The 12,252-nt window shown below is 67.9% G+C and carries 8 protein-coding genes; 3 read left to right on the top strand and 5 right to left on the bottom strand.

Going from position 1 to position 12,252, the window contains the following annotated elements:
- Positions 1–11: 11 nt before the first annotated feature.
- Both K5L94_RS16895 and K5L94_RS16890 read right to left on the bottom strand, forming a co-directional pair.
- Positions 12–1,007 (bottom strand): alpha/beta fold hydrolase, encoded by a 996-nt coding sequence (locus tag K5L94_RS16895; protein ID WP_164087689.1) that lies wholly within the window; start codon positions 1,005–1,007, stop codon positions 12–14.
- 78 nt (positions 1,008–1,085) lie between these two features.
- Positions 1,086–2,468 carry an L-serine ammonia-lyase gene (locus tag K5L94_RS16890; protein ID WP_006464040.1) on the bottom strand — a complete coding sequence of 461 codons (1,383 nt, stop codon included), beginning with the start codon at positions 2,466–2,468 and terminating at the stop codon, positions 1,086–1,088.
- A gap of 99 nt (positions 2,469–2,567) precedes the next feature.
- Here K5L94_RS16890 and K5L94_RS16885 point away from each other — a divergent pair, with 99 nt between their 5' ends.
- Entirely contained in the window at positions 2,568–2,840 is a 273-nt protein-coding gene (locus tag K5L94_RS16885; protein WP_053451366.1) for a glutaredoxin family protein, read from the top strand.
- A gap of 33 nt (positions 2,841–2,873) precedes the next feature.
- On the opposite strand, the gene K5L94_RS16880 is transcribed toward K5L94_RS16885, so the two are convergent.
- Genes K5L94_RS16880 through K5L94_RS16870 form a run of 3 tightly spaced genes read right to left on the bottom strand, consistent with a single transcriptional unit; the run spans position 2,874 to position 4,665 of the window.
- Positions 2,874–3,446, bottom strand: coding sequence for a YceI family protein (locus K5L94_RS16880; RefSeq protein WP_008268387.1), 573 nt, complete (start codon positions 3,444–3,446; stop codon positions 2,874–2,876).
- A gap of 3 nt (positions 3,447–3,449) precedes the next feature.
- A complete protein-coding gene (locus tag K5L94_RS16875) occupies positions 3,450–4,022 on the bottom strand; it encodes a cytochrome b (RefSeq protein WP_005410672.1) in 573 nt (190 codons plus the stop codon).
- A gap of 10 nt (positions 4,023–4,032) precedes the next feature.
- Positions 4,033–4,665 (bottom strand): YceI family protein, encoded by a 633-nt coding sequence (locus K5L94_RS16870; RefSeq protein WP_274510907.1) that lies wholly within the window; start codon positions 4,663–4,665, stop codon positions 4,033–4,035.
- Between the two features lie 165 nt (positions 4,666–4,830).
- Between K5L94_RS16870 and K5L94_RS16865 the strand changes: the two genes are divergently transcribed.
- Together K5L94_RS16865 and K5L94_RS16860 are read left to right on the top strand one after the other, a co-directional pair.
- Entirely contained in the window at positions 4,831–8,376 is a 3,546-nt protein-coding gene (locus K5L94_RS16865; protein ID WP_274510906.1) for a hybrid sensor histidine kinase/response regulator, read from the top strand.
- A gap of 95 nt (positions 8,377–8,471) precedes the next feature.
- Complete coding sequence (locus K5L94_RS16860) at positions 8,472–11,999, top strand: hybrid sensor histidine kinase/response regulator (RefSeq protein WP_274510905.1); 3,528 nt, start codon at positions 8,472–8,474, stop codon at positions 11,997–11,999.
- The last annotated feature ends 253 nt before the right edge of the window (positions 12,000–12,252 follow it).

The following is a 12,252-nucleotide window of genomic DNA, read 5'->3' as shown; positions in this document are numbered from 1 at the left end:
GCGCGCCCCCCTCAGCGCGCCTTCAACGCCTTCAACAACGCGGCGTTGAACTGTTTCGGATCCTGTACCTGCGGCGAATGGCCCAGCTCGGCGAATTCGACCAGTGTTGCGCCGGGGATCGCTGCCGCCGCGGCCTTGCCCAGTGCCGGGTAGTTGCCCAGCGTGGCCTTCAGCGCCGGTGATGCGCGGTCGCGGCCGATCGCCGTGCGGTCCTTCTGGCCGATGAACAGGGTGGTCGGTACCTGCAGGTGCTTCAGTTCGTAGACCACCGGCTGGTTGAACACCATGTCCGAGGCCAACGCCTGGCTCCAGGCAACGGCCTGCTTGCCCGGCCCTTCGTACATGCCCGACTGCATCCGGGCCCACGGCTCGTAGTCGGCTTTCCACTGGCCATCGTAGTAGACGTCCAACTGGTAGCGCCGGATGCTGTCGTAGCTGGTTTTCAGTTCGCCGGCATACCACTCGTCGACGCTGCGCCACGGCACGCCCAGCGCCTTCCAGTCTTCCAACCCGATCGGGTTGACCAGTGACAGGCTGCGCAGGTCCTGCGGGTACATCAGCGCATAGCGCACGGCGAGCATGCCGCCCATCGAATGGCCGACCAGGTGCACCGGCACATCACCCAGCTGCAGCTGCTGCAGCAGGGCGTGGGTGTTGGCGGCGAGCTGCGCGAAACTGTACTGGTAGCGCTCGGGCTTGCTGGATTTGCAGAAGCCCACCTGGTCCGGTGCGATCACCCGGTAGCCCGCGGCCAGCAGCGGGGCGATGGTCTGCTGCCAGGTGGCCGCGCAGAAGTTCTTGCCGTGCAGCAACACCACCACCCCGATGGCACGCCGTTTGGGCAACACATCCAGGTAGGCCATTTCCAGCGGCTGCTGCTGCGATTCCAGCGCGAAGGTCTTCACTGGATAGCCGTAGTCGAAACCTTCCAGCCGCGGACCATAGGTCGGCGCGGCCAGGGCGGACATCGGCAGGCAGGCGAGCAGGGCGGCAGCGAGCAGGCGCATGGCGTTCTCGGGGGCGAGGGAGCCCCCAGCGTAATGCATCCCGTCATGCGAAGCCGAGCATGGGCTCGGCTCTACACCTCAACACTCGATGACGTTCACCGCCAGGCCGCCGCGGCTGGTTTCCTTGTACTTGTCCTGCATGTCGCGGCCGGTATCGCGCATGGTCTTGATGACCTTGTCCAGCGATACCTTGTGCTTGCCGTCACCACGCATGGCCATGCGCGAGGCGTTGATTGCCTTCACCGCGCCCATCGCGTTGCGCTCGATGCACGGAATCTGCACCAGGCCGCCGATCGGATCGCAGGTCAGGCCCAGATTGTGTTCCATGCCGATTTCCGCGGCGTTCTCGATCTGGCTCGGGTTGCCGCCCAGCGCCGCGACCAGGCCGCCGGCCGCCATCGAGCAGGCCACGCCCACTTCGCCCTGGCAGCCCACTTCGGCACCGGAAATCGAGGCGTTCTCCTTGTACAGGATGCCGATCGCCGCCGAGGTCAGCAGGAAGTCGAACACGCGCTGCTCGTTCGCGCCGGGGCAGAAGCGGTCGAAGTAGTGCAGCACCGCAGGCAGCACGCCGGCGGCACCGTTGGTCGGCGCGGTCACCACGCGGCCACCGGCGGCGTTTTCCTCATTCACTGCCAGCGCGTACAGATTGACCCAGTCCAGCGTGGTCAGCGGGTCGCGCATTGCTGCTTCCGGCTTCGACGACAGTTCGCGGTACAGCGCCGGTGCGCGCCGGCCGACCTTCAGGCCACCCGGCAGCACGCCTTCCTCGCGGATGCCGCGCGTCACGCACGATTGCATCGCGCTCCAGATCTCGCGCAGCTGGGCGCGGATCTCGTCCTCGCTGCGCCAGCACTTCTCGTTCTCGAACATCAGCTGGGCGATGCTCAGGCCGCTGCGCGCGGTCTGCGCCAGCAGCTCGTCGCCGCTCTTGAACGGGTAGGGCAGCGGCGTCTCGTCGGGCACGATGCGGTCATCGGCCGCGTCGTCCTGGTTGACCACGAAGCCGCCACCAACGGAGTAGTAATCGCGGGTGGCGATCACTTCGTCGTCGGCGTTGTACGCGGTGAAGCGCATGCCGTTGGTGTGGTACGGCAGCTTCTGGCGCTTGTTCATGCCGAGGTCGCGCTTCTCGTCGAAGGCGATCTCGTGCTGGCCCATCAGCTGGATGCGCTTGCTGCTGCGGATGCGCTCCAGGGTGGCCGGGATGATGTCCGGGTCGATCAGGTTCGGCCGCTGGCCTTCCAGGCCGAGCAGGATCGCCTTGTCGGTGCCGTGGCCGCGGCCGGTCAGCGCCAGCGAGCCATAGACATCGGCGCGGATGCGCGCGACCTCGTGCAGGCGGCCCGGATCGAGCAGCCAGCGATGGATGAATCGCTCGGCGGCCTTCATCGGCCCGACGGTGTGCGAGGAACTCGGACCAATGCCGATCTTGAAAACGTCGAACGTGCTGACAGCCATGGATGCCAAACTGCGGGTACCGGACAAGCCGCTATTCTAGCGGCTTGCCGGGCCATGCGATGGCTGCGGCGCAGCATTTCCGCCACGGGAGCCGAACCGGTGTTGACCCTGATCCAGCGTGACGATTGCCACCTGTGCGACCTGGCCCTGGCCGAACTGGCAAAGGCGCGGGCACCGGAGTTCGAATCGGTGTTCCTGGACGACCAGCCTGCGCTGGAGACGCGCTATGGCGCGCGGGTACCGGTGCTGCGCGACGAGGCGGGGCAGCGCGAACTGGACTGGCCGTTCGATGCGGCCACCGTGCAGGCCTGGCTGGCCGAATGCGATCAGGTAGTGCCGGCCGCTGGCCGGCAACCACCCGATATCCGTTAATGCCGGGCAGCGCCCGGCACTACCGGGATCGTCTTATTTCGCGTTGAACTTCACGATCGTGCTGATCGCGGTTTCGTCGGGGATGGTCTTGGTGTCGGCCCAGTCACCGCCGCCCACGCCGAAGTCCAGGCGCTTCACGGTGGCCTTGCCGGTCAGCACCGGCTGGGTGCCCGGCTTCCAGGTGAAGGTGAGGGTGACCGGCTTGCTGACGCCGCGCAGTTCCAGGGTGCCATCGGCGGCGAACTGGTCGTTGCCCACTGCGCGGAAGCCCTTGGCGGTATAGCGTGCGGTGGCGAACTTGCCGACGTTGAAGAAGTCGGCGGTCTGCAGGGTCGAGTCGCGGTCGCTGTTGCCGCTCTTGGCACCGGCCAGCGGGATCACCACGTCCAGCGAGCCGGCGGCCGGGTTGGCCGGGTCGAAGCTGAGCTTGGTGGCGAAGCCCGGGAAGCTGCCGGTGAAAACTTCACCGTCGTACTTGGTGGCAAACACCAGGATCGAACCGGCACCGGGAGCCTGCGCGTAGTCGGCGGCGAGCACCGGGGCAGTGGCCAGCATGCCGGCCAGGGCGGCGGCCACGGCGGCCGGGGTGGTCAGTTTCAGGGTCATCGGTCAGTCCTTCTGAGGGGAGGCGAGCCAGCCGCGCGGCAACATGCGGGACAACGTTGCATCGCGCTGGAACAGGTGGTGGTAGAAAGCAGCGCCGGCATGGGCCAGCACCACCGCGATCAACAGCCAGAAGCCGTATTCGTGGATGGCATGGGACACCGCGACAACCTGAGGGTCGGGGCCGCTCAGCTTGGGTACGTCAACCAGCCCGAACCAGCGGAACGGGCGCAGGCCACTGGCCGAGTCGTACAGCCAGCCCGACAGCGGAATGGCGAACATCAGCACATACAACAGCACGTGGGTTGCACTGGCGATGCGCTCCTGCCAGCTGGGCACACCCGGCACCGGCTTGGGCGCGCCGGCATACAGGCGCCAGCCGAGGCGGAACAGCACCAGCGCCAGCACGGTGATGCCGATCGACTTGTGCGCGGTGTAGACCCAGAAATACTTCGGGGTCTTGGGCAATTCACCCATGGTCAGGCCGACCACGCCCAGGGCGAGGATCAGCAGTGCAATCAACCAATGCAGGATCTGGCTGACACTCCCCCAGGCGGCGGGGGTGTTCTTGGCGGTCATGAAAGGTCCTCTAGCGGGCCGTCTTGGGGTCGGAGTGCGGGACGGGAGCGGGAGTTCCCGGGGCGTCGCTGCGGTCGAGAGTGGCCTCAGCCTCGATCCTCAGCTGTACGGCATCACCGATGACGCCCGGCCAGGCGGTGATGCCGAACGCGCGCCGGCTCAGCGTGGTGCTGGCGGAAAAACCGGCGGTGCGTCGAAATGGGGGAAGGGGATAGCGCTTGATGGCATTGAGCGTCACCTCCAGCGTGATCTCCTGGCTGACCCCGCGCAGGGTGAGGGTGCCGATCACGTGGGCACGCCTGGCATCGATCGGTTCCACGCGGCTGGAGACGAATCGCGCGTTCGGGAATCGTTCGCCGTCGAGCAGGCTGCGGGCCAGCGTGGCCTGGTTCCACTTGGCATCGCCAAGGTCCAATCGCGACACGGGTACCTCGACGTCCAGCGTGGCTTCGCGCCAGTTGTCGGGATCGAACTGAAGGCGGCCTTCACTGCCCGAGACCGTGCCCATGGCCTGCGAGTAACCCGCGTGGTCGATGCTGAACAACACCCGGGTATGCACCGGATCGAGGCGATAGGTGTCTGCATCCGCCCAGGCGGGGGCGGTGGCGAGCAGCATCGGCAGCAGGGCCAGGCAGGGACGCATCGATGGCGGGCTCCGGAAGGGGGACGTTGCGATCATACGCACAGGCCCCTGCCAACGATGCGTGCATGGCTGCAACAGTTCGTGGTGCCACTGCCCGTGGAAACAGGCTGTTGCAGTCATGAACCCGTGCCTGTGTGACAATCGGCCCAGGACAGGGGGTTCAGGATGACGAGCAGCTGGCGCCTGTGGTGGCGAGGCATCGCGGGATTGGGGCTGTTGCTGATGGCGTTCGCCGCAGCGGCTGCGCCCCTGGAAATGGCGGAAACACCGCGCCTGCGACGTTTCGGCGCGGCTGAAGGCATGCCCTCACGCATGGTGCTGGCGCTGGCCGAGGATCGCCAGGGCCACGTCTGGGCCGCCACCGATGGCGGCCTGGTGCGTTACGACGGCAGCAGCCTGCGGGTCTGGGAGCACGATCCGGAACAGCCGGGCTCGCTGCCGGGCAATGAGATCGAGACGCTGCTGGTCGATCCGCTGGACCGCGTCTGGGTGGGCATCAATGGCAAGGGGCTGGCCCGCCTGGATGCCGACCGTGAGCGCTTCAGGACCTTCGATGCGGTCAATGGCCCATGCCTGGGCCAGTTCTGGACGCTGGCCTATGCCGAGGACGCCTTGTGGATCGGCACCAGCAGCCAAGGGATCTGCCGGCTCGGAGAGGACGGCAGCCTGCGCTTCTTCAAGCATGATCCTGCGCGCGCGGACGGCCTGCCCAGCAACACCATCTACAGCAGCCTGGTCGATGCGCGCGGGCGCCTGTGGATCGGCACCGAGGCCGGCGTGGCACGCTGGAACGGCCATGGGTTCGAGCCGGTGGCGGCGCGGGAGCTGGGCACGTTGAGCGTGCTGCGGATGAGCCGCGATGCGGATGGCTCGATCTGGATCGGCAGCCAGAACGACGGCCTCTATCGCATCGATGCGCAGGACCGGGTCAGCCGCCCGCGGTGGACCGACAGCGCCCGCCTGCGTTCGGCACTGGTACTGGCCGACCGCCAGGGCGGCTACTGGGCGGGTACGTCCGACGGTCTGCTGCGCGGAGATGCCAGTGCGTTGTGGCGGCTCGACGGCGACCGTGGCAGTGGTTTCCTTACCGCCCAGAGCGGTGTGCTCGATCTGCTGCAGGACCACGAGGGCGGAGTGTGGGTGGCGCTGCTGACCCAGGGGCTGGCTTACCTGCCGCCGGACTGGCGCCGTTTTTCGATCTGGAACCAGCTCGATGGCAAGCCGTTGGACAGCCAGTACCTGCTGAGCGCGGCCAGCGACGGCCAGGCGTATTACGTGGGCTCGGCGCACGGTGTGTACCAGCTGGATGCGCACGGCACGCTGCGCCTGCTGGCCAGCGACCGCCAGATTGGCAGTGGCGCGGTGTGGTCGGTGCTGCCGCGGCCGGACGGGCGCCTGTGGCTGGGCCGTGCCGGCCGCATCAGCGTGTACGACCCGGCCAGCCGCGCGCTGCAGGATTGGCGGATCGACGGTGGCGCCGACCTGCGCCAGCGTATCGATCTGATGCGGCAGGCCCCCGATGGCACGGTCTGGCTGTCGGTGATGAACCTGGGCCTGCAGCAGCGCAGCGCCGATGGCCGGGTGCTGCGCAGCTATCCGCTGGATGATTTCCGCAAGGCGGCCGATTCACCGATCGAACAGATCCGCTTCGATGCCCATGGCAAGGCGTGGGTCATGGGTGAAATGGGCATCTGGCGCGAGCAGGCGGGGCGCTTCGAGGCGGTGCCAGGGGTATCCAGCGGGCTGATCTTCGACCTGGTGTGGGTCGACCCGCAGCAGCTGTGGCTGGCCCGGCAAGGCGCGCTCGAACGCTACCAGTGGGATGGCATGAGCCTGCGCCTGATCCAGCGCGTTGATGGAAGTGCCGGCGTGCCGCCGGTGAGCATGGGCGGACTGGCATTGGCCGACGACGGCCGGGTGTGGGCGACCACGCCGCGCGGCCTGTTGCGCTGGGATCCCAAGGCGCGGCGACTGCAACTGTTCAATGAACGCGATGGCCTGTCCGATGCCGAATTCACCAGCCGGCCTCCGGCAGTGAACGCCGATGGCCGCGTCCTCGCCGTGGCCCAGACCGGCCTGGTCGCGTTCGACGTGAATGCCGTTGACGTCGCGTTGCCCGCGTCGTCGCTGGTGATTGCCGAGGTGCGCGTGCGCCGCGATGACGCGCGCGGCTGGCAGCCCCTGCCGGACACCGGCACCCTGTTGCTGGGGCCGGATGATCGTGACCTGCAGATCGACGCACGCCTGCTGTCGTATGCCAATCCGCAGGGCAACCGCTACCGCTTCCGGGTGCGCGGCTATGACCAGGACTGGGTGGAGCAGGGCGGGGATGGCCAGCGTACGCTGTCCCGGCTGCCCACCGGCAGCTACGTCATCGAAGTGCAGGCGGCCACCGCCAACGGTGCATGGACGCCTTCGCAGCAGTTGAAGGTGAAGGTGCTGCCGCCGTGGTGGCGCAGTGGCATGGCGATCTTCGGCTACATCCTGATCGGTTCACTGCTGCTGCTCACCCTGGCCTGGTCGATCAGGGGGCGCCTGCGCCGTCGCCAGCAGTGGCAGTTGACCGTGCACAAGCAGGAACTGGCCGAGCAGGCTTCGCAGGCCAAGAGCCGCTTCCTGGCCACGCTGGGCCATGAGGTACGCACGCCGATGACCGGTGTGCTGGGGATGAGCGAGCTGCTGCTGGCCACGACGCTGGACCCGGTGCAGCGCAGCTATGCCGGCTCGATCCAGCAGGCCGGGAGCCACCTGTTGCGACTGGTCAACGATGCGCTGGACCTCGCCCGCATCGAGGCCGGCCGGCTGGAGCTGGACCTGCGTCCGTTCGATCTGGCCGGCCTGCTCGACCAGGTGCAGGTGCTGATGCAGCCGATGGCCAAGCAGCGCAGGCTGGATTTCCAGCGTGGCAACGATCCGCAGGGTCCGATCAGCGTCAGTGGTGACGAGATGCGGGTGCGCCAGATCCTGCTCAACCTGCTGGGCAACGCGATCAAGTTCACCGAGCGCGGCCATGTCGGCCTGGCCGTGCGCCTGGAGGACAACGGCGGGGGCGTCTGTTTCGAGGTGTACGACAGCGGGCCGGGCATCAACGCCGAGCAGCAGGAGCGCCTGTTCCACCGTTTCGAGCAGGCCGATGGCCCACGCACGGCCTCGCGCTATGGCGGCAGCGGGCTGGGCCTTGCGATCTGCCAGGAGCTGGCGGTGGCGATGGGCGGGCGCATCGACGTGGAAAGCTCGCCCGGCAAGGGCGCGCGCTTCCGGGTGCGGTTGCCGCTGCCCTGGACGCGGCAGGCGGCCGCTGCCGCAGGTGACGTTCCGTCGCTGCCGGTACTGCCGCCGCTGCGCATCCTGCTGGTGGAGGACGATGCCACCGTGGCCGAAGTCATCGCCGGCCTGCTGCGCAGCCGGGGGCATGACGTCGTGCACGTGCTGCACGGCCTGGGGGCCTTGTCCGAGATCGCCACCGACGGCTTCGATGTTGGCCTGCTCGATCTCGATCTGCCGGCATTGGACGGCACCGCGATCGCCCGCCAGCTGCGCGCGCTGGGCTATGAGCTGCCGCTGGTGGCGGTGACCGCGCGTTCCGACGCCTATGCCGAGTCGCAGGTTCTCGCCGCGGGATTCGATGGTTTCCTGCGCAAGCCGGTCACCGGCGACATGCTGGTGGCGGCGATCGTGCAGGCTCGTGCCAAGCGACAGGACATGGCCTGAAAGCGTCGGAGCCAAGCGTGAACGACGCGACTTTCGGTTTACCATGCCGACGCCCGCAGCGCGGGAATCATCAGGGCAGCGTGAGGAGGCAATCGGTGGCGTATCTGCGGGCGGCGATGCTGCTGCTGATCCTCCTGTGTGGCCTGTCACCCGCTGCCGCGCAGCCTGTGCCCCCGAGTCCGCGCCAGGTGACGGTGTTCGACGGCCTGCCGTCCAATACCGTCAACCGCATGGCCGAAGACCGCTACGGCTACCTGTGGATCGCCACCAACGACGGCCTGGCCCGCTACGACGGGCGCAACTACCGGATCTGGCGTTCGGAGGACGGATTGCGCGACAACCGGATCTGGACGGTGCTGGTCGATGCGCGCAACCAGCTCTGGATCGGGACCGAGAATGCCGGCCTGGTGCGGATGTCCGCCGACCGCCGCCAGCTGCACTTCTACGACCGCAGCAGCCAGCCGCTGATGGGGACCAACACGGTCTGGAGCCTGGCGGCCACGCCGGACGGTTCGGTCTGGTTCGGTACCCACGAGGGAGGGTTGTACCGGCTGGACAACCAGGATCGGCTGCAGCGCTTCCTGCCGGAGGCCAACAATCCGCGCAGCCTGCCGGCCGCATCGGTTCCGTATCTGGCAACCCTGGCCGACGGCAGCCTGTGGATTGGTACCAAGCATGGCGTAGCGCGCTGGACCGGGACCGACTTCGAACGTGTCGGCACCGACGTCATCCCCAGCCTGCTGATCAATGGCCTGACCGCCGAGCCCGACGGCAGCCTGTGGATCAGCACGATGGCCGGTGCCACCGTGCGCCGCCCCGACGGTCGCTTCGAGACTCCGCCGTGGAAGCTTCCGCAAGGGGAGCAGGTGTTGGGCATGATGCTGCGCGACGAACAGGGCGGCTACTGGCTGGACACCCGAACCGGCCTCGGCCGTGCGGTCGACGGCCAGTACCAGGCCGTGCCGTTGTACAGCGCGGTGGCGCGTGGCCCGGTACGACCGAACTGGACCGGTGCCTACGAAGATCGTGAGGGTGGAATCTGGCTGGCCAGCACCAATGCCGGGCTGTGGCACCTGCTGCCCCGCTGGTGGCAGTTCTCGGTGCTGTCACGCTTGGAGGACGACCCCAGCTCGCTGCGCAACGCCTTTGTCCTGGGCACCAGCCCCTCCAGCAATGGCGGCATCTGGACGGTGGGTGGCCATGGTGCGCTGGACCGCTTCGACCCAAAGACCGGCAAGGTCGAACAGCACCGCACCTGGGTCAATGGCATGCACTGGCTGACCTCGGTGCGCGAGGATCGACGCGGCCAGGTCTGGATCGGTTCGAACGATGCACTGCTGCGCTATGACCCGAAGCTGCGCGATCTGCGCCGCTGGGGGCGTGATGCCGGTGCCGATGCGACCATGGAAGGGGTCATCGAATCGATGATGACCTGTGATGGCGACAGCCTGTGGCTGATGCTGCCGTCCGGCCTGCAGCAGCGCGACCTGGACGGGCGCCTGCGCCGCCAGCTGGACAATGGCCAGCGCGGCCTGCAGCAGGGGCAGCTCAACCTGGATGTGGAGTGCGGGCCGCAGGACCACATCTGGCTGGCCAGCAGCCGCGGCCTGCTGCAGTGGTTGCCGGAAAGCGAGCGCTTCCAGCCGGTACCGGGCGCCCCTGCGACCGCGATCCATGCGCTGCACGTAGGCCGCGATGGCCAGGTGTGGTTGTCCGAGGATGGCCGGCTGTCGCGCTATCGCTGGAGCCAGGGGCGGCTGGAACGGCAGGCGGTGGTCGGCGCCGAGCAGGGCTATCCGGCGATCTCCGCGTCGGGGTTGGTGGTCGACGCGCAGGGCGTGGCGTGGGCCACCAGTGCGCGCGGCCTGGTGCGGATTGGCGCCGACGGCCAGAGCGTGCGCCTGTATGGGGTGCACGATGGCCTGCCCAGCCAGGAATTCCGCGAGCACACCCTGGTGATGTCAGGCGACGGCCACCTGGTGGCGGGAACGCCAGCCGGCGTGGTGGTGTTCGATCCGGAACTGGTGCGGCCATCGGTGCGGCGCGCGCCCCTGGTGATCGAACGGGTCGAGGTGCGCCGCAACGAGCAGGTGCTCGACCTGACCCATGACACGCCGCTGCAGATCGTCGATGGTGATCGCGACCTGCGCATCGTCGCACGGCTGCTGTCGTTCGCCGATTCGGCCTCCAATACCTATCGCTACCGCCTGGCCGGCTACGATCCGGATTGGGTCGAAGTCGGGCCGGCCGGTGAGCGCCTGTTCTCGCGCCTGCCCCCGGGCAGTTATCGGCTGGAAGTGCAGGCACGCTCGGCCGACCATGTCTGGTCGCGGGTGCAGAGCCTGGAGTTCCGCGTGCAGCCGCCGTGGTGGCGCAGCCTGTCTGGCCTGCTGGTGCTGGCCTCCATCGCGTTGCTGCTGACCAGCTGGTTCGCCTGGTTGTACCGGCGTCGCCTGCAGCGTCGTCACGCCTACCAGCTGGCGTTGCACAAGCAGGAACTGGCCGAGCAGGCCTCGGCGGCCAAGACCCGTTTCCTGGCCAACCTCGGCCACGAGATCCGCACGCCGATGACCGGCGTGCTGGGCATGAGTGAACTGCTGCTGGCCTCGCCGCTGGACCCGCAGCAGCGGGGCTACACGCAATCGATCCGGCATGCCGGCGAACATCTGCTGCACCTGGTCAACGACGCGCTGGACCTGGCGCGTATCGAGTCCGGGCGACTGGAGCTGCAGCACAAACCCTTCGCGCTGAGCTGCCTGCTGCAGGATCTGGCCGCGCTGATGGGGCCGCTGGCTGCGCAGAAGGGGCTGCGCTTCACCCTCGACAACCAGCTGCCGCCCGGCCTGCAGGCCACCGGCGATGCGATGCGGGTGCGGCAGATCCTGCTCAACCTGCTCTCGAACGCGGTCAAGTTCACCAGCCGTGGCACCATCACGCTGCACGCGCGCAGCGATGGTGAGCTGCGCGCGCTGCATTTCGAGGTGCGCGACACCGGCCCGGGCATCAGCCAGGAACAGCAGCAGCGCCTGTTCCGGCGCTTCGAGCAGGCCGACGGTGCACGTACCGCCGCACAGTACGGTGGTAGCGGCCTGGGCCTGGCGATCTGCCGCGAACTGGCGCAGGCGATGCAGGGGCGCATCCAGGTGGAAAGCCAGCTGGGCCGCGGCACCTGCTTCGGCGTTACCCTGCCGTTGCCGCTGGTGGTCGATGCCAGTGCCGAAGCCGAGGGCGGAACGCATCGCGAGGAGGCTGCGAACATGCCACCGCTGCGGGTGCTCCTGGTCGAGGACGACGCGACCGTGGCCGACGTGGTGCGCGGCCTGCTGAGCGCACGAGGCCACGAAGTGGTACATGCCGGGCATGCGCTGGCGGCGCTGCGCGAGATCAGTGCCGGCGATTTCGACGTCGGCCTGCTCGATCTGGACCTGCCGGGCCTGAGTGGATTCGAGCTGGCCCAGCACCTGCGCAACCAGGGCTACATGCTGCCGCTGCTGGCGGTGACCGCGCGTACCGATCCGGATTTGCAGCAGCAGGTTGAAGCGGCGGGTATTGGCGGCTTCCTGCGCAAGCCGGTCACCGGCGAACTGCTGGTGGAAGCGATCGCCCGGGTGATGGGCAGGTAGGTTCGGCAGGGCCGTAGGCCCTGCACCCGCCGGATCAACGTCAACGTCAAAAGCGTGCATTCCGTGGAATGGCGGGGTGGGTCCGGTTGCGGGAGACGCCGTAAACCCGTCCGTGGGGGCTTGGCCGCGGCATCCATGCCGCGGACACTCCCGCAACCGGACCCACCCCGCCTTCGACAGTTTTCTCCGATCTGTCGGAACGACGCTCGGGGTCAGATCCGTTTTCCGAAGGAAAACGGATCTGACCCCAGAT

Source organism: Stenotrophomonas forensis (assembly GCF_028752115.1).
Taxonomy (GTDB): Bacteria; Pseudomonadota; Gammaproteobacteria; order Xanthomonadales; family Xanthomonadaceae; genus Stenotrophomonas; species Stenotrophomonas forensis.
Note: the sequence above shows the minus strand (reverse complement) of the source record. Positions and strands in the feature narration are given on the sequence as shown.

Excerpts from the sequence above, each read along its gene's own strand:
- K5L94_RS16875 (WP_005410672.1), bottom strand. The coding sequence starts at position 4,022 with ATGACCGCCAAGAACACCCCCGCCGCCTGGGGGAGTGTCAGCCAGATC.
- K5L94_RS16895 (WP_164087689.1), bottom strand. The coding sequence starts at position 1,007 with ATGCGCCTGCTCGCTGCCGCCCTGCTCGCCTGCCTGCCGATGTCCGCC.
- K5L94_RS16890 (WP_006464040.1), bottom strand. The coding sequence starts at position 2,468 with ATGGCTGTCAGCACGTTCGACGTTTTCAAGATCGGCATTGGTCCGAGT.
- K5L94_RS16865 (WP_274510906.1), top strand. The coding sequence starts at position 4,831 with ATGACGAGCAGCTGGCGCCTGTGGTGGCGAGGCATCGCGGGATTGGGG.
- K5L94_RS16880 (WP_008268387.1), bottom strand. The coding sequence starts at position 3,446 with ATGACCCTGAAACTGACCACCCCGGCCGCCGTGGCCGCCGCCCTGGCC.
- K5L94_RS16870 (WP_274510907.1), bottom strand. The coding sequence starts at position 4,665 with ATGCGTCCCTGCCTGGCCCTGCTGCCGATGCTGCTCGCCACCGCCCCC.